General features: G+C 58.1%; 18 protein-coding genes. 7 read left to right on the top strand and 11 right to left on the bottom strand.

Translation table 11 applies throughout. The annotated features are described in order from the left end of the window. The first annotated feature begins 826 nt into the window (after window positions 1–826). Entirely contained in the window at window positions 827–2557 is a 1731-nt protein-coding gene (gene argS, locus ACJ8OK_RS03905; protein WP_076740755.1) for an arginine--tRNA ligase, read from the top strand. Between the two features lie 61 nt (window positions 2558–2618). Here the strand turns inward: argS and murJ are convergent, their stop codons facing one another. The 4 genes from murJ to rimJ all read right to left on the bottom strand — a co-directional run bounded on the left by murJ (window position 2619) and on the right by rimJ (window position 6415). Further along, window positions 2619–4154 (bottom strand): murein biosynthesis integral membrane protein MurJ, encoded by a 1536-nt coding sequence (gene murJ / locus ACJ8OK_RS03900; RefSeq protein WP_048323863.1) that lies wholly within the window; start codon window positions 4152–4154, stop codon window positions 2619–2621. A 106-nt stretch (window positions 4155–4260) separates the two neighbouring features. After that, a complete protein-coding gene (locus ACJ8OK_RS03895; RefSeq protein ID WP_135638280.1) occupies window positions 4261–5181 on the bottom strand; it encodes a Gfo/Idh/MocA family protein in 921 nt (306 codons plus the stop codon). After that, on the bottom strand, window positions 5174–5821 hold the full coding sequence (locus tag ACJ8OK_RS03890; RefSeq protein WP_033632834.1) for a YceH family protein: 648 nt from the start codon (window positions 5819–5821) through the stop codon (window positions 5174–5176). Before ACJ8OK_RS03890 ends, ACJ8OK_RS03895 begins: the two co-directional genes overlap by 8 nt. 9 nt (window positions 5822–5830) lie before the next feature. Continuing rightward, on the bottom strand, window positions 5831–6415 hold the full coding sequence (gene rimJ / locus ACJ8OK_RS03885) for a ribosomal protein S5-alanine N-acetyltransferase (RefSeq protein ID WP_004929636.1): 585 nt from the start codon (window positions 6413–6415) through the stop codon (window positions 5831–5833). 346 nt (window positions 6416–6761) lie between these two features. On the opposite strand from rimJ, the gene mdtH reads away from it, so the two are divergent. From mdtH to ACJ8OK_RS03860, 5 genes are all read left to right on the top strand, one after another. Then, window positions 6762–7967 carry a multidrug efflux MFS transporter MdtH gene (mdtH, locus tag ACJ8OK_RS03880; protein WP_033632833.1) on the top strand — a complete coding sequence of 402 codons (1206 nt, stop codon included), beginning with the start codon at window positions 6762–6764 and terminating at the stop codon, window positions 7965–7967. 73 nt (window positions 7968–8040) lie between these two features. Beyond that, a complete protein-coding gene (locus ACJ8OK_RS03875) occupies window positions 8041–8289 on the top strand; it encodes a hypothetical protein (protein WP_004929632.1) in 249 nt (82 codons plus the stop codon). 127 nt (window positions 8290–8416) lie between these two features. Further along, window positions 8417–9064 (top strand): glutaredoxin 2, encoded by a 648-nt coding sequence (grxB, locus tag ACJ8OK_RS03870; RefSeq protein WP_085336664.1) that lies wholly within the window; start codon window positions 8417–8419, stop codon window positions 9062–9064. A gap of 32 nt (window positions 9065–9096) precedes the next feature. After that, window positions 9097–10737: an ABC1 kinase family protein gene (locus tag ACJ8OK_RS03865; protein ID WP_085058703.1), complete on the top strand. Its 1641-nt coding sequence runs from the start codon at window positions 9097–9099 to the stop codon at window positions 10735–10737. A 152-nt stretch (window positions 10738–10889) separates the two neighbouring features. Beyond that, complete coding sequence (locus ACJ8OK_RS03860) at window positions 10890–11453, top strand: lipoprotein (RefSeq protein ID WP_202669625.1); 564 nt, start codon at window positions 10890–10892, stop codon at window positions 11451–11453. Between the two features lie 57 nt (window positions 11454–11510). Here ACJ8OK_RS03860 and yebF read toward each other — a convergent pair whose 3' ends face one another. The 5 genes from yebF to cspE form a co-directional block, all read right to left on the bottom strand. Then, a complete protein-coding gene (gene yebF, locus ACJ8OK_RS03855; RefSeq protein WP_082996706.1) occupies window positions 11511–11870 on the bottom strand; it encodes a protein YebF in 360 nt (119 codons plus the stop codon). 71 nt (window positions 11871–11941) lie between these two features. Further along, window positions 11942–12250, bottom strand: coding sequence for a N(4)-acetylcytidine aminohydrolase (yqfB, locus tag ACJ8OK_RS03850; RefSeq protein ID WP_004927562.1), 309 nt, complete (start codon window positions 12248–12250; stop codon window positions 11942–11944). A gap of 39 nt (window positions 12251–12289) precedes the next feature. Continuing rightward, window positions 12290–12613, bottom strand: a complete 324-nt coding sequence (locus ACJ8OK_RS03845) for a YebG family protein (RefSeq protein ID WP_004927565.1) — start codon at window positions 12611–12613, stop codon at window positions 12290–12292. Between the two features lie 88 nt (window positions 12614–12701). After that, complete coding sequence (dbpA, locus tag ACJ8OK_RS03840) at window positions 12702–14084, bottom strand: ATP-dependent RNA helicase DbpA (RefSeq protein WP_031299688.1); 1383 nt, start codon at window positions 14082–14084, stop codon at window positions 12702–12704. Window positions 14085–14231: 147 nt separating this feature from the next. Beyond that, complete coding sequence (gene cspE, locus ACJ8OK_RS03835) at window positions 14232–14441, bottom strand: transcription antiterminator/RNA stability regulator CspE (protein ID WP_004927572.1); 210 nt, start codon at window positions 14439–14441, stop codon at window positions 14232–14234. A gap of 246 nt (window positions 14442–14687) precedes the next feature. On the opposite strand from cspE, the gene purT reads away from it, so the two are divergent. Continuing rightward, complete coding sequence (purT, locus tag ACJ8OK_RS03830; protein ID WP_004927575.1) at window positions 14688–15866, top strand: formate-dependent phosphoribosylglycinamide formyltransferase; 1179 nt, start codon at window positions 14688–14690, stop codon at window positions 15864–15866. A 34-nt stretch (window positions 15867–15900) separates the two neighbouring features. Here the strand turns inward: purT and ACJ8OK_RS03825 are convergent, their stop codons facing one another. Both ACJ8OK_RS03825 and ACJ8OK_RS03820 read right to left on the bottom strand, forming a co-directional pair. After that, on the bottom strand, window positions 15901–16140 hold the full coding sequence (locus ACJ8OK_RS03825; protein WP_015378151.1) for a YoaH family protein: 240 nt from the start codon (window positions 16138–16140) through the stop codon (window positions 15901–15903). A 70-nt stretch (window positions 16141–16210) separates the two neighbouring features. Further along, window positions 16211–17212 (bottom strand): glycosyltransferase, encoded by a 1002-nt coding sequence (locus ACJ8OK_RS03820; protein WP_048323877.1) that lies wholly within the window; start codon window positions 17210–17212, stop codon window positions 16211–16213. Window positions 17213–17674: the final 462 nt, after the last annotated feature.

Genomic DNA, 17674 nt, shown 5'->3' with positions numbered 1-17674 from the left:
ACCTCAAAACAACGGAGCGCAAAGTTAAACGCGGTAATTTACACGGTGGCGGCAGTGCTCGCCACCGTTACGACGTTTTTCGGCGGCAGTTCAGAATGATTTTTGGTTGCGGACGGGGAGAATAAAAAAACCAGTCCCTTATTAAGATGACAGCTTATTAAAGCAACAGAAAAATAAAAAATAAGATTTTTCGCAAGCCATTATACCTTTTCTTCATGACGCTATGATTTAAGTTATTTTGCACAAAACTCTCTGCAGTCCATTGGGCAACCCGATTGAATAGTCTGGTTTAATCAAACCTGATCCACTTATCGAAACCACATAAAACCATAAGCACAACCCATTGTAAAAGAAGACAATAAACCCCACTAATTGATGTGAAACTAAGGATTATCTTAATTTACCCCCGGGCAATTGATTCACCAAGACAACTCAGCTACTTTGGAGGAAATTTAAATTCGAGATGATCATTATGTTATTGCTGACGATATCCTTGGTGTTGATAATTATCGCCGTATACGCCATCTACCGTCATTTCAAATCACGCAGCGCCAACACGCTGGATGCCGGTCGCCGCAATAAAAAGCGCTAGCTTCGCAACTCTCCCCTTCGTACATTCTGTTCAAATCATTCTGCTTTCACCTTCCGGCAATCAACGCGCCGCCCTCGACAACTGTTTCATCGCAGCGGCCGCGCCAACTGCTGACGGGCTCCGTCAGATCGGTTACAATTACAGGCTGTTTTGTGGCGGTCGCACATCGCGCCCGCCACCGTTGAATCCCGCAGGGGCTGGCTTCAGCCCCTCGTTCGTCATTAAGGTAACCCGGTGAATATTCAGGTTCTTCTTTCAGATAAAGTCAGCCAGGCGCTGATCGCCGCTGGCGCGCCAGCCGATTGCGAAGCGCAGGTCCGCCCTTCCGCCAAGGCGCAGTTTGGTGATTACCAGGCCAACGGCGTGATGTCAGTCGCCAAAAAGCTGGGCATGCCGCCCCGTCAGCTGGCGGAAAAAGTGGTGCAACTGCTGGATCTCGGCGACGTCGCCGGTAAAGTGGAAATCGCCGGTCCCGGCTTTATCAACATTTTCCTGAACAGCGATTGGGTCGCCCGCCAGGCCGATCAGGTGCTGAACGCACCGAAGCTGGGCATTGCGCCGGTTGAGCCCCAAACCATCGTTATCGACTACTCCGCACCGAACGTGGCGAAAGAGATGCACGTCGGCCACCTGCGCTCCACCATCATCGGCGACGCCGCGGCGCGTACCCAGGAGTTTTTGGGCCATAAAGTGATTCGCGCCAACCATGTCGGTGACTGGGGCACTCAGTTCGGCATGTTGATTGCCTACCTGGAAAAAATGCAGAACGAAAACGCCAGCGATATGGGCCTGTCCGATTTGGAACAGTTCTATCGCGAAGCAAAAAAACACTACGACGAAGACGCCGAGTTCGCCGAGCGTGCGCGCGCTTACGTCGTGAAGCTGCAGGGCGGCGATCAGTACTGCCTGAAAATGTGGCGCAAGCTGGTCGACATCACCATGGCGCAAAACCAGCTGACCTATAACCGCCTGAACGTCACGCTGACCGAAGACGACGTGATGGGCGAAAGCCTGTATAACGCGATGCTGCCGGGCATCGTCGCCGATCTGAAAGCCAAAGGGCTGGCGGTGGAAAGCGAAGGCGCCACCGTGGTGTTCCTCGACGAATACCAGAACAAGGACGGCGACCCGATGGGCGTCATCATCCAGAAAAAGGATGGCGGCTACCTCTACACCACCACCGATATCGCCTGCGCCAAGTATCGCTACGAAACTCTGGGCGCCAACCGCGTTCTGTATTACATCGACTCCCGTCAGCATCAGCACCTGATGCAGGCCTGGACCATCGTGCGCAAGGCCGGTTATGTGCCGGAGTCCGTCTCGCTGGAACACCACATGTTCGGCATGATGCTGGGCAAAGACGGCAAGCCGTTCAAAACCCGCTCGGGCGGCACGGTGAAGCTCTCCGATCTGCTGGATGAAGCCATCGAACGCGCCGAACAGCTGATCGCCGGCAAAAACCCGGACATGCCGCAAGACGAAATGAAGACCGTGGCCCACGTGGTCGGCATCGGCGCGGTGAAATACGCCGATCTGTCGAAAAGCCGCACCACCGACTATGTCTTCGACTGGGACAACATGCTGGCCTTCGAGGGCAATACCGCGCCTTATATGCAATACGCCTATACCCGTGTGGCATCGGTATTCAAGCGCGCCGGGATCGACGAAAGCAGCCTGACACTGCCGCTGACGCTGACCGAAGAGCGTGAAATTGCGCTGGCTACCCGCCTGCTGCAGTTCGAAGAGGTGCTCACCACCGTCGCACGTGAAGGCACGCCTCACGTCATGTGCAGCTACCTGTATGATCTGGCCGGCTTGTTCTCCGGCTTCTACGAGCACTGCCAGATCCTGAACGCCGACAGCGAAGAAACCCGTCAGAGCCGCCTGAAGCTGGCGCTGCTGACCGCTAAAACGCTGAAAACCGGCCTGGATACGCTGGGTATCGAAACCGTCGAACGTATGTAAGCCGCACCGCGCGGAAAGTAAAAAGGTCGCCAAGGCGACCTTTTTTGTTCTTGCATTCGGCTCAGGCGACGCGGCGCGCAAAATCACGCGGGCGGAAGCCCAACCCGGCCAGCACGCCAAAGTAGGCCATCACACCGGCCACCACCACCGCCGCCAAACGCAGCAAACGTTCCAGCATATTGCCCTGATCCCAGGCCGGCATCAGCCACATCACGCCAATCAGCACCGCCGACATCGCCAGCACGGCGATCACCAGCTTAGTGAGGAACAGCGCCCAACCCGGCTGTGGCTGGAAGATCTTCTGCTTGCGCAGCTGCCAATACAGCAGCGAGGCGTTCAGGCAAGCCGCCAAGCCGATCGACAACGCCAGGCCGGCATGCTTCAGCGGACCAATAAACGCCAGGTTCATCACCTGCGTCATGATCAGCGTGATGATAGCGATCTTGACCGGCGTTTTGATGTCCTGCCGCGAATAGAAGCCCGGCGCCAGCACTTTAACCACGATCAGCCCCATCAGCCCCACCGAGTAAGCCACCAGCGCGCGTTGCGTCATCGCCGCGTCAAAGGCGCTGAACTTGCCGTACTGGAACAGCGAGACGGTCAACGGTTTGGCCAAAATGCCCAGCGCGATGGCGCTCGGCAGCGCCAGCAGGAAGCACAGGCGCAGCCCCCAATCCATCAGGCGCGAATACTCATCGTGGTTGCCGCTCGAGAAGCTTTTGGCCAGCGACGGCAGCAGGATGGTGCCCAATGCCACGCCCAACACGCCGGAAGGAAATTCCATCAGGCGGTCGGCGTAGTACATCCAGGACACCGAGCCGGATACCAGGAACGATGCGAAGATAGTATTGATGATCAGCGAGATTTGGCTGACCGACACCCCAAGGATCGCCGGCCCCATCTGACGCATTACCCGCCAGACTCCGGCATCGCCCAATTTGATGCGCGGCAGCACCAGCATGCCGATCTTGCGCAAGTGCGGCAGCTGGTAACCCAGTTGCAGCACGCCGCCCACTACCACCGCCCACGCCAGCGCCAGCACCGGCGGGTGGAAATACGGCGCGGCGAACAGCGCGAAGCCAATCATGCTGACGTTAAGCAGCGTTGGCGCAAAGGCCGGGATCGAGAAGCGGTTCCAGGTATTGAGGATCGCCCCCACCAGCGACGCCAGCGAGATCAACAGAATATAGGGAAATGTGATGCGCAGCAGCGCCGACGTCAGGGCAAACTTGTCGGGCGTATCGGTAAAGCCCGGCGCGGTGAGATAGATAACCCAGGGCGCGGCCAACATCCCCAGCACCGTCACCACCGCCAGCACCAGCGTCAGCAGCCCGGAGACATAGGCGATAAAAGTGCGTGTCGCCTCGTCGCCCTGCTGGCTTTTGTATTCGGCCAGGATCGGCACGAAGGCCTGCGAAAATGCCCCTTCGGCAAAGATACGGCGTAACAGATTCGGGAGTTTGAACGCCACGAAGAAGGCGTCCGTTGCCATGCCGGCCCCGAACACCCGCGCGACGATCGCATCGCGGGCAAAGCCCAACACCCGCGAAAACATCGTCATCGAGCTGACGGCAGCCAAGGATTTGAGTAGGTTCATGTGGTTGTCTGATAGGTACCGTAAATATCAACGCCTGCAACAGCAGGCGTCAGTGAAACAATCGGCTCAGTTTACGCATCCGGAAAAGAATAGCTACCGCCAGATGTTACATAGAGTTATCCCGCAGCAAACGCTCGACCACCCGCTGGGCAAGCAGCGCCTGTTCGCCGCCGGTTTCCGGCGCGCTCTGATTGGCGACGGCATCAAGGAAATGCCGCACCGCACCGTCGAAGCCGCGTTGCACCAGCGTGCTTTGCCAGCCAGGCACCGGTTGTTCCAACTCGCCCTGCGCATCTTCACGCAGCCAGTGGCGCATATCGGTCAACTGATACAGCGCGCCGTCTGTCACCGCCTGCACGCTTTCGCGCTGGCTGCCGCCGCGGCGATGCATGCTGGTCGTCACCTGCGTATCGCCGCAGGCGAAGTGATGCTCGGCGTACAGCATTTCGCCTGCGGCGTTGGTGCGCACGCTGCCGCTCAGCAGTTGCTCGCCGCCGCCCGCCAGCCACAGCGCCGTGTCCACCACGTGCAGGTAATCATCCAACAGGGTAAAACGCAGATCGTGCGGGCCGACGCTGTCCGCCCGATGTTTATCCATGCGAATGGAGGCCGGCTGGTTCATTTGCTGCTTGAGCTGCCGGTAAAGCGGCGCGAAACGCCGGTTGAACCCCACCATCAGCGTTTTGCCTCGCCGCTCGGCCAGCTCAAGCAACTGCTCGCCCTGCTCCAGCGTCTCCGCCAGCGGTTTATCGACGTAAACGTGTACGCTGCGGTTCAGCAGCTCGCCTATTACCGAAAAATGGCTGGCGGTGCTGCTGTGAACAAAGACCGCGTCGCACTGTTCGGCCAGGCTGTCCAGCCGGGAGAAACAGGCCATGCGGTAGCTATCGCACAGCGGCTGCGCTTTTTGCTGATTGGGCGAAAAACCGCCCACCAGCGACCAATCCGCCGCCTGGCCGAGGATTGGCAGGTAAGCCTTCTGCGCGATACTGCCCAATCCCACCACGCCTACACGCAATTTAGTCATTCGCATCCCTCACCAACAGGTGTTGCAACTGCCGTTTCAGTTCCGCCACTTCGCTTTCCAATGCGCTAACCCTGGCGCTCAGTTCGCCGTCGTCCTCGGATTCGAACGCCGCCGGCGGCGCTTCATCAATCTGGCCGCTGAACAGATGCATGAATCGGCTTTCGCGCTTGCCCGGCTCACGCGCCAGGCGCACCACGAACGGGCCATCTTCTCGCGTGGCCAGCTGTTGCAACACCTGTTCGACCTCGCTGACATCACTGAACTCGTGCATCCGATTGGTACGGGTGCGCAGCTCGCCGGGCGTTTGCGCGCCGCGCAGCAGTAAGGTGGCAATCACCGCCAGTTCGGCGGGCGAAAGTTTCAGCTGGCCAAATTCGGAATTGCAAAACCGCTGCTCGTACTTCACTACCCGGTTGCCGAATCCGCTGAGGGTGCGCAGGAAATGTTTGCGCAGCAACAGATCGAGCAGCTGCTGCACCTCGCTTTCGCTCAGATCCATCACCGGTTCACGGTTGGTCTTTTGGTTGCATGCCAGCGTAATAGCGTTAAGCGAAAGCGGGTATTGGTCCGGCGTCGTCACCTGTTTTTCCAACAGGCAGCCGATAACCCGAGCCTCTTTGGCGTTCAATTCATATTTCATCGTTTGGCCTCAACGTGGGGGTAGCCACTCTTTATTGGTGTATGCCGTCAAAACGTGGTCTTGCCACTGGCCGTCGATCAGCAGGTAATCCTTGGCGTAACCTTCGCGTTCGAATCCCAGACGCGTCAGCAATGCGCCGCTGCGCTGGTTGTGCGGCATATAGTTGGCCATGATGCGGTGCATGCGCTGTTGGCGCAGCATATAGCGGATGGCGGACTGCAAGGCTTCGAACATCAGCCCCTGTCCCTGCCATTTCTCCCCCAGCGAATAACCGAGGAAACAGGCGTGAAACGAACCGCGCAGCACGTTGCTGAAGTTCGCCACGCCGCGCACTTCCTGCTCTTCTGGATCGAGCAGGATAAAATAGTAGGCGCTGCCCTGCTTTTGCATTTCAGCGATCATGCCCAGACGCGCCTGCCAGCCGGAAGGATAACAATGGCTTTCGTCGCGTACCGGCTCCCAGGGTTTGAGAAAGGCTCGGTTCTCGGCATAATAATCCGCCAGACGATAGGCATCCCGTTCATGCACTAAACGGACCACCATCCGGTCGGTAGTAAGGCGTACTTTTGGCGATGCAGAGCGGTAGCCGAACATCATTTCCCCCGCAGTCAAAACGGTTCGATAAGAAGTATTTATTGGGAAGCCGCGTGGATAATCATCCGATGCCGATCTGATGGCATGATTTTATTTTGCCAATAGCGCTTCAGAACCGCACTTCCCTGCATTCAATATAACCGTAGCCCGCCCCCGAGGTAAAACCTCGGTCGCTCAGTAAATCGCCGAATACGCGTTTTACGGCGTTTTTCCGCCCATTTTGCAGCACAGGTAACACCTTGACGATAAAAAAATATTATCTACTCCGCACCTGTCGCCGTCCGGCAATTGGGTAGAGAATGGTGGGGTTGCCTTCCCCCTCTATCTTAATTGCTCATGGTGAAGCATGTCTCTGGTATCGCAAGCGCGCAGCTTGGGTAAATATTTTCTGTTGCTCGACAACCTGCTGGTAGTTTTAGGCTTCTTTGTCGTGTTCCCGCTTATTTCGATCCGCTTCGTCGATCAATTGGGATGGGCGGCGTTGATCGTCGGCATCGCGCTGGGTTTGCGTCAGCTGTTGCAACAAGGGCTCGGCATCTTTGGCGGCGCCATCGCCGATCGCTTCGGCGCCAAGCCGATGATCGTCACCGGCATGTTGCTGCGCGCCGCCGGTTTCGCCACCATGGCGATGGCCGATGCCCCCTGGATCCTGTGGTTCTCTTGCGCACTGTCCGCCCTCGGCGGCACGTTATTCGATCCGCCGCGCACCGCTTTGGTGATCAAGCTGACCCGCCCGCACGAACGCGGCCGCTTTTTCTCGCTGCTGATGATGCAGGACAGCGCCGGTGCGGTCGTCGGCGCGCTGATCGGCAGTTGGCTGCTGCAGTACGATTTCCACTTTGTCTGCTGGGTCGGGGCGGCGATCTTCGTGCTGGCCGCCGGCTGGAACGCCTGGCTACTGCCGGCTTACCGCATCTCCACCGTGCGCGTGCCGATGAAAGAAGGCATGCTGCGGGTCGTGCGCGATCGCCGCTTCCTCACCTATGTCCTGACGCTGACCGGCTACTATATGCTGGCGGTACAGGTGATGCTGATGCTGCCGATCGTGGTCAATGAAATCGCCGGCTCACCGGCGGCGGTGAAATGGATGTACGCGATCGAAGCGGCGCTGTCGTTGTCGCTGCTCTATCCGCTGGCGCGTTGGGGTGAAAAACATTTTCGGCTTGAACAACGCCTGATGGCGGGCCTGCTGCTGATGACGCTCAGCCTGCTGCCGATCGGCCTCGCCAGCAGCCTGCAAGGCGTGTTCACGCTGATCTGCTGTTTCTACCTGGGTTCGATCATCGCCGAACCGGCGCGCGAAACGCTGAGCGCTTCGCTGGCCGATCCACGTGCGCGTGGCAGCTATATGGGCTTTAGCCGCCTTGGTCTGGCGCTGGGTGGCGCGTTAGGTTACACCGGCGGCGGCTGGATGTACGATACCGGACGCACGATGAACATGCCGGAGCTACCTTGGTTGCTGCTTGGGGCAGTGGGCTTCGCTACGTTGCTGGCGCTGTACTGGCAGTTCAGCCCGCGGCGCAGTGCATCGATGATGCTGCGCGGCGGTTAACGCCATAGAAATCCGGCCGAATCGGCAACAGCTGCTATCCTGTTAGTAAAAACCCCCACAGGAGCCCGTCGGCATGAGTGAAGAAGCAAAATTACCGCAACTACTCGAACATATGATACTGAACTTGCGCATGATTTATGCGCGCTCCACCCTGGTGGAAAAGGCCCTGGCCCATATCCTCGCCAGCGACGCCGGCCTGAAAAACGATATTATCAAACAGCTGCAGGTCGTCACCGCCGCCAACGAACGTGACAAAATCGACCTGGAAGAAGCTCGCATTCACCTGATCGATGTGCTCAACTCGGTACCGGCCAAGAAATAACGCCCCCTAGCCCGCGCCGGTGCGCGGGCAATATCGCAATAACGCACCATCCAACACACGCACGTCAAGACAGCCTCGATAAGCTGTGGTAACTATTGCTGTTAAAACCTGACAACCCGGAGCAAGCATGAAACTGTTCATTTACGATCATTGCCCATTCTGCGTTAAAGCCCGCATGATTTTTGGCCTGAAACGTCTGCCGATTCGTCTGGTCACGTTGCTCAACGACGATGAGACGACTCCGTTCAACCTGATCGGCCAAAAAATGGTGCCTATCCTGGTCAAAGACAACGGCGAAGCGATGCCGGAAAGCCTGGATATCGTGCGCTATGTCGATCACCTGGACGGCAAGCCGGTGCTGACCGGCCGCACCAACCCGGCCATTGCCGAGTGGCTGCAGCGGGTCGGCGGGTACAGCGCAAAATTGCTGTTGCCGCGTATTGCGCATGCCGATTTCGAAGAGTTCGCCACCGACAGCGCCCGCCGTTATTTTATCGATAAAAAGCAGGCGTCAATCGGTGATTTCGCCGAGCATCTCGCCAACAGCGCCGATCTGATCGCCCAGCTGGAGGCCGATCTGCAAACCCTGTCACCGCTGATCGTCTCCGCCGAAGCGGTAAACGGCGAGCTGTCCGAGGACGATATCCACCTGTTCCCGCTGCTGCGCTCGTTGTCGATCGTCGCCGGGGTCGCGCTGCCGGAGAACGTGGAAACCTACCGCAACCGCATGGCGCAGCGCTGCGAGGTGCCGTTGCTGCTGGACATGGAACAATAACGTTTGAATAACCCAAAGGATAGGGCGTACTGATGCTGAAAATGGTGCTCGCCACCGCTCGCGATCGGGCGCGGCTGAAGGAAATTACCTCCGTTCTGATTCGTTACGGCCTGCAAGATGTTCTGCGTCTGCTGGGCCTGGGGGCTTTGCTGCGCGGCGCCCGCGCTGGATCCGCCCAACAGGACGCACAAACCCTGCCCGAGCGGCTGCGCGAAGCGCTCGAGGCGCTGGGCCCGACCTTCGTCAAATTCGGCCAGATCCTGGCCACGCGTTCTGATCTTCTGGATCCCGCCTGGACCGACGAACTGGATCGCCTGCACAGCCAGGCAGCGGTGCTGCCATGGAAAACGCTGGCACCCCAGATCGTTGCCGACCTGGGCGATGAGCCCGAGCGGCTGTTCGCCGAATTCGATCGCACGCCGCTGGCCGCGGCGTCGATGGCGCAAATTTACCGCGCCCGCTTGCACAGCGGCGAACAGGTAGTGGTGAAAGTGCTGCGGCCCGGTTTGGCGAAAACCATCCACGCCGATCTGCGGCTGCTGGCCTCGCTGGCGGAAACCGTGGAGCAGCAGAGCCCCACGCTGGCACGCTATCGGCCGCGGCAGATGGTCAGAGCGCTGGCGACGGCGCTCAATCATGAGCTGGATTTAACTCACGAAGGGCATAACTGCGATCGCGTCGCCGGGATGTTCGCGCATGAACCCGATGTGGTCGTGCCAAAAATCTATTGGCAATGGTCGTCTCCACGTCTGTTAGTGCAGGAGTACTTGCCCGGCACCGCGCCGGAGAACCCTCAGCAATTGGCGGCGGCGGGCTTTGACGGCCCGCTGCTGGCGCAACGCGGCGCGCGCGCCTTTATGAGCATGGTGCTGGAGCATCGGTTGTATCACGCCGATCCTCACCCCGGCAACGTCATGGCGCTGAGCGGTGACCGCGTCGGCTTTATCGACTTCGGCATGGTGGGCCAACTGTCTGAGCGGCGGCGCAATCAGTTGCTTCTGCTGCTGCAGGCCATCGCCGATCGTCAGTCCGAAGGCATCGTCAACACGCTGATCGCCTGGTCGGACAGCGAACCGCTGGATCTGATGGACCTGGAGCTGGCGGCGCAAAACTTTCTCGACAAACAGGCCGCCGCCACCCTGACGCTCGGCAAAGCCCTCACTGACCTGTTGGTGATGGCGCGTGAGCACCAGCTGGCGCTGCCGCCGGATCTGGTGCTGCTGTTCAAAGCCTTAATCACCGCCGACGGCGTGCTGCACCGGCTGGATCCGGCCTTTGACATCGTCGCCACGCTCAAACCGATGCTGCAACAAACGGTGCTGCAACGCTATGCCCCTGACGCCGTGCGCCAGCGGTTGTTGGCCCTGGGCGGGGAAGCGCTCGACGCCGGGGAAGAACTGCCGCAAACCCTGCGGCTGTTGGTGCGCCGCCTAAAACGCGGGCAGCTCAATGCCGATATCAACGTCAGTAATCTCGGCCAGTTGAGCAAAGCGCTGGAACGCGCCGCCGTCACCCTGGCTATCGCCATTGTCACCGCCGCTTTCGCCCTGGGCCTGGCGCCTTATCTGATGCACTCCTCACTGCAGTTGTGGGGCATTCCGCTGTTCCCGCTGTTGGGGGCCGCGGCCTGCCTGGCCGGCGTGATCCTCCTGGCGCTGCGATTGCGGCGCTGACGCTTTCGGCGTTATCCGATAGGTGTCGCCCGCTTTTGCGCGCACTATCCTCTGCACATCACCGCCTGCCGTTTTCACGCGCAGGCGGAACGTTTATAATGATTAATCAATTATCTGCAGCACTTTTCGCCAGCAGTCGCAATGAGGCATTAATGAAGAAGATCCTGATGGGCGCAGCCGCCCTGCTGTTCGCCGGCGTATTGGCCGGTTGCAATCAACTGACCCAGTACACCCTGAGCGAGCAGGAAGTGAATGATTACCTGCAGAAACATAACGACTATCAGAAGCAGATCGGCGTGCCCGGCCTGGTGGACGCCAACATCGTGCTGACGCAGCTGCAAAGCCAGATCGGCCGCAGCGAGCCGGGAAAAGTCACCCTTTCCGGCGACGCCAAGGTCAACATCACGTCGATTCTCGGCCCGCAGACCGCGGATCTGAAGCTGACGCTGAAAGCGCAGCCGGTTTACGACCGCACACAGGGCGCCATTTACCTGAAAGACATGGAACTGACCGATTACAGCGTACAGCCGGAAAAAATGCAGACGGTGATGAAAGCGCTGACGCCATATCTGAATCAGTCACTGAAGTCTTACTTCGACCAAAAGCCGGCTTATGTGCTGAATCCTGACAACAGCAAAACCGAAGCGCTGGCGAAAAAACTGGCGAAGGGATTGGAAGTGAAACCGGGTGAGTTGGTGATACCGTTCAGCGACTGACGCCGTCTGGGGACATCAAGCCCGCCGCCAGGCGGGCTTTTTATTGCCAAAAAAGCGTTACTGCGGCGCGCTGTAGGCGATCTCGCCGGTGTTGCAGTCAAGCGTCACGTTGTAGGTTTTATCTGCCTTGGTGCCACGCACCGTCAACGGCACCTGCCACACCTGATCCTTGCCGCTGATGGCATCCGGGCTAACCCAGGCAATCGGCGTTGCGGTGCCCAGCAGCTTTTTGTCCGATTCCCAGCGCGTGATGCGGTTCTGCAAGAAGTCGCGCTTGACCTGGGCGGCGATATCCGCCGGCTGCAGACCCGCACACTGCCCCACCTTGGCGGCGCGCTGCTCGTGATCCTGCGCCCACACCGCAGTCGATGCTCCCATCATGGCCAACAAGGCGATAGCCAAACCCGTTTTTTTCATATCTCCTCCCGTTGTGATTAGCGCTATCCGGGCGCCCATCCCTGGCTCACAACAGGGTTTCGGCAAAGGGTTTACCGTTTGACGAACTCGATGACAAACAGCGCATCCAGGCCCGGATAGATTTCCTTGATCACCTGCTTCAATTCGCCGAGCGACATGTTCTCCTGCTGTGCGTGGCGTTCAGTCAGCGCGTCCAGGCGCACCGGCGTTACCGACAGCACTTCGATAAAGCAGAAAAATACGCCGTCTTCATTGCGGCTTACGCGCAATACCTCGCCCGGTTCGAAGTGCGACTCACTGGCATCCCGAATGGTGATGGTTTTGCGCCCGGCCAGAATATCTTGCTCAAAGCGGCTGAAGAAAGTTATTTCACGGCTCATTTTAGATCCTTTTTCATCACAACACCGCAACATAAGTCATTATGCCGCTTGCTTTTCTGACGCAGATCCCTCTTTTGAGTTAGAGGCCGCTTTTTTCGCTTTCGCTTCCGCCGGTTTCTTGAGGGTTTCCGCCGGTGAAGCGCCGCGCAGAATCAGCCCCAGCGCATCTTTATTCTCTGCCAGGAAGAAGCTCAGCCCTTCGCGCTGTTCGTCGTCCAGGTTCAGCGGCGCCTGTTGCAGCCACTCTCCGAGGTTATCCGCCAGATCCAGCATTTTGTCGTAGGCGTCGGCTTCTTTCTTGCTCGCGAAAGTCATTTTTTCCTCACCGTTTCTCACCACCACATATTTAACTTCAACCGCCATGCGTGCGTCCTCAAATACTCAAATAACTGTAATTACATACAGTATAAATAGATAATGGCGGGAGGGCAAACCGCCGCCCGCCTTCGGCTTATTTCAGCAGCCGCACCTTGCAGCTCTTGCCTTTGATTTTGCCCTGTTGCAGCTGTTGCAACGCCTTACGCGCGCTGGCTTTACGGATCGCGACGTAGGCATGCACCGGGAACATGTCGATCTTGCCCACTTCCGCCGCCGTCAGCCCGGCATCGCCGGTCAGCGCGCCAAGGATATCGCCGGGACGGATCTTCGCCTTGCGGCCGCCGTCGATGCACAGCGTCACCATCTCTGCCTCCAGCGAGCCGTTGGCCGCCCCGCTCAGCTCGGACACCGGCGCCCAATCGACGGTCATCTGCAGGTAGTCTTCAATCGCATGCGCCCGCGCCATCTCCTGCGGCGTGCACAGGCTGATCGCCAGCCCGCTCATGCCGGCGCGGCCGGTGCGGCCGATACGGTGCACATGCACTTCGGGATCGAACGCCAGTTCGTAGTTAACCACCAGCTCCAGCTCTTTGATGTCCAGCCCGCGAGCGGCGACGTCGGTCGCCACCAACACTCGGCAACTGCGATTGGCGAAGCGCACCAACACCTGATCGCGGTCGCGCTGCTCCAGATCGCCATGCAGCGCCAGCGCGCTGATGCCGCGGGCCTCAAGGGCCTCAAGCACTGTCTGACAATCGCGCTTGGTATTGCAGAACACCACGCAGGACGCGGGTTGATGGTAGCGAATGGCCGACACCAGGAGCGCCGGACGCTGCTCGCGCGTAGTCTCATAAAAGCGTTGTTCGATAGCGGTCTGCGCTTCGTCATCGTCCACTTCGACGCTCAGCGGCTGACGCTGAACACGCTCGCTGATGCGTTCGATGCCCGCCGGATAAGTGGCGGAAAACAACAGCGTCTGACGCTGCGGCGGCGTGTAGCTGATCACATCGTCGATATCGTCGGCGAAACCCATATCCAACATGCGGTCGGCCTCATCCAGCACCAACACCTTCAGCTCGTCCAGCAGCAGCGTTTTCTTGCGCAGATGCTCCTGAATGCGCCCCGGCGTCCCCACCACGATGTGTGGCGCGTGCACCAGCGAGTCGAGCTGCGGCCCCATCGGTTGGCCACCGCACAGCGTCAGAATTTTGATGTTTTGCGTGAAACGCGCCAGGCGACGCAGCTCTTTGCTCACCTGATCGGCCAACTCGCGGGTGGGACAGAGCACCAGCGCCTGCGTGGCAACCTGAGTAACGACGATGTTATTCAGCAAGCCAATGCCGAATGCCGCCGTTTTGCCGCTGCCGGTTTTCGCCTTGGCGCGCACGTCTCGCCCTTGCAGGATAGCGGGCAACGCGGCGGCCTGCACCGGCGTCATTTTGGCGTACCCCAGTTCGTTGAGGTTGGCCAACTGTTCGGCTGGCAGAGGCAGGGAAGAAAAAGAAACTGTGCTCACGGCGATAACTCTTATATGACGAATGGAATGGCGGCGCGCCCGCAGGTTGGCGCCGAATCAGCGGTAAATGATAACAGAGATGGGCGGCGTTACGGACAGCGGGCATAAAAAAACCCGCCGGCGGCGGGTTTCTTGGCGGCTCAGTCGTTAAATCGCAACGACGTTGGCTGCGGCTGGGCCACGTTGGCTGTCCTGGATGGAGAATTCAACCTGCTGGCCTTCAGCCAGAGTCTTGAAACCATCGCTAACGATAGCGGAAAAATGAACGAAAACGTCTTTAGAGCCGTCGGCAGGCGTGATGAAGCCGAAACCTTTGCTTTCGTTGAACCATTTAACGTGACCAGTGATCTTGCTCATTTGTGTTTCCTTTACTTGATAAACCTGCCTTGACGGCACGAGACGCGAAAACCTTGCTATATATAGGCCTTCTTTCGCCGTCGCTTATTAACGCACAATCGCCCAGGCAGGGCAAATATTTCTGCTTGTTATAAAAACAGTAAGTTAGCAACAAACCTGGCGCGGCGGCTGTGAACGCAATCGTTTTCGTATATACTGCCCGCCGATCATCAATCCGCTTACTTTCACCAATCCAGGTACGAAACTATGTTAACGATTGGAACCGCCCTGCGCCCTTCCGCCACCCGCGTTATGTTGCTCGGCTCCGGGGAGCTGGGTAAAGAAGTCGCCATTGAATGCCAGCGCCTCGGTCTGGAAGTGATCGCCGTCGATCGCTATGCCGACGCCCCCGCCATGCATGTGGCGCACCGCAGTCACGTCATCAATATGCTGGACGGTGACGCGTTGAAAGCCGTTATCGAACAAGAGCGGCCGGACTATATCGTTCCCGAAATCGAAGCGATCGCCACCGCCATGCTGGTGGAACTTGAACGTCAGGGCCACCGCGTGGTGCCCTGCGCCGAAGCCACGCGCCTGACCATGAACCGCGAAGGCATCCGCCGTCTGGCGGCGGAAGAACTTGGCCTGCCTACCTCCAGCTATCGCTTTGCCGACAGCGAAGCGGCTTTCCGGCAGGCGGTCGAGCACATCGGCTATCCGTGCATCGTCAAACCGGTGATGAGTTCTTCCGGCAAAGGACAAAGCCTGATCCGCGCGCCTGAGCAGCTGCAAAGCGCCTGGGATTACGCGCAACAGGGTGGACGCGCCGGCGGCGGCCGGGTGATCGTCGAAGGGTTGGTAAGATTTGATTTTGAAATTACGTTGCTGACCATCAGTGCCGTGGACGGCGTACATTTCTGCGAGCCGATCGGCCATCGTCAGGAAGACGGAGATTATCGCGAATCCTGGCAACCGCAGCGCATGTCAGCCACGGCGTTGAGCCGTGCTCAGGCTATTGCGGAGAAGGTGGTGAAAGCCCTGGGCGGATTCGGCCTGTTCGGCGTGGAGCTGTTCGTCTGCGGCGACGATGTGATCTTCAGCGAAGTGTCTCCGCGGCCGCACGATACCGGCATGGTTACGTTGATCTCACAGGATCTGTCCGAGTTCGCCCTGCACGTTCGCGCGTTTCTCGGGTTGCCGATTGGCGCCATCCGCCAGTTCGGCCCTTCCGCTTCGGCGGTGATCCTGCCGCAGCTCACCAGCAGCGATGTGCGTTTCAGCGGACTGGAAAATGCGCTGCGCGGGCACAACCAGCTGCGCCTGTTCGGCAAACCGGAGATCGCCGGGCAACGTCGTCTGGGCGTAGCGCTGGCGACGGCCAACACGACGGAACTGGCGGTGGAGCAAGCGAAACAAGCCGCCGCCGCCGTGACGGTCAACGGCTGATACTCACGGGGCCGCTTGCGCGGCCCCGATAACGTCAATAGTCTTCGTCTTCTTCAGCATCGTCATCCCGCGACGCCTCCGGTGCGGCCTCATGTTGCTCGTCTTCGTCATCGAACAATACCGCAACCTGAGCACCCTGATGCTTCTCGCGAATTTCCTGCGCAACGCGAGCAATGGCCTCACCGCTGCTCATGCCCTGCTCCATCAGTTGATGGATGCGATCCGCCGCTTCCTGCTGCTCCGCGTGATTCAGTAATGGCATACCTGCATGCATGTGTCGTTCTCTCCGGCAAAAGGGAGAAGGAGTATACGCGCTAAAGCGGCGGATCCCAACGTCTGGTGCGTCAGGCCGGTTGCGAACAGCCGTTATCGTTGCGCCACTGCTTCAGGCGATGCCGCCACAGCATGACATGCCACCCCTGCTTCAGGCCGCGCGCATTGGCGAACATCGCTCTGTCGATACCGCGCTGATAGAACTCTTCGGTGATCTGACTCTGAGCAGCCGGTTCCGGTTCGCGACGAATGCTGTGGCAAATGCCCAGCGCTTCGCGGGTGATTTGCCAATGGAAAGCCGGACGAATGACGATAGTGCCCGCATAGCGCTGGTTGAGGCGCTCCAGCATTTCGACGATTTTCATATAGTGGCGTTGATACTCCACGTTCGCCTTACCGATGCGCCGACGATTACTGATCGACTTGTCGTGCACCCGTTGACGGTACAGCGGCGTACTTAAATATTTGACCCGTTTGGCATTAAACATGACTTCTGTCGTCCAGGGAATATCCTGGTGATGTAACCCCGGCTCGAAATAAAGCCGATGCTGGCGAATAAAGTCGAGGCGATATATTGCCAGCCATACAACGTGAATAAACTTTCGCGATTTCAGCGCACGTTCAAACCACTGCACGCCACTGATAACATCGGTGGTACGCAAACGCGCCTCGGGAAAAATCGGCTGCAATTCATCTTGGCTGGTGAAATAGCGCTCGCCATTACATTGCATCACGTCTAATTGGTGTTTTTCCGCCTGTTCCAGCAGCGTGGAATACATCTCCGGCGCCAGCAAGTCGTCGGCATCGGGAAACGCCACATATTTGCCTTGGGCAACGGCAAGCCCGGCATTACGCGCGTTAGAAACACCGGCATTGGCCTGATCGATCACACGAATATGCGGATGTACCGCCGCGTAACGATGCGCGATCTCTCCTGAACCGTCAGTGGAACCATCGTTGACGATGATCACCTCCAACCGTTGCTCGCGCTGGGCCAGCAGCGAGGCCAGGAAAGGCTCCAATAATTCCCCCGCATTGTGCATCGGGACGATCACGCTCAGCATTAACGACATAGTCAGCTCTTCAATAATAATGTAACAAAATAATAATTTTATTTTTCTAAAAGACTCATTCGGTCTGCGTACGCTTGGGATAGGCGTGAAACCTGCAAATTCCCGCGCTGGCTAATGGGACCGAACTGGCCTTTCTTTCTCAAACCCGCGCCAGAAAAGCGCTGAGTAATTAATCCATTAATTCCAAAGGGTGGCGACGTTGGCTAAAATCGGGCATAGCAACATCTCCCCCGCTTCTAATAACAAGCAGAAATAATAAATTTATGAAATTAACGAATCTTTTTTTATATTTCTCGGGTCTTGCGCCCTCGGTGAAAAATACTTCCAGTTATTTTGACGTTAAATTTTTAACATATCGAAGTATAAACAATGGCGCAAAAAATGCCTTATTTCAGGTTTATTGAACTACCGTTTATGTGAGGTGTGCTGCATGTCTCGCATGGCAAAACATGCATGACGTGG

The sequence above is a fragment of the Serratia sp. CY71090 genome, from assembly GCF_052166845.1.
Classification (GTDB): Bacteria; Pseudomonadota; Gammaproteobacteria; order Enterobacterales; family Enterobacteriaceae; genus Serratia; species Serratia nematodiphila.
This window is presented reverse-complemented; position numbering and strand designations above follow the sequence as displayed.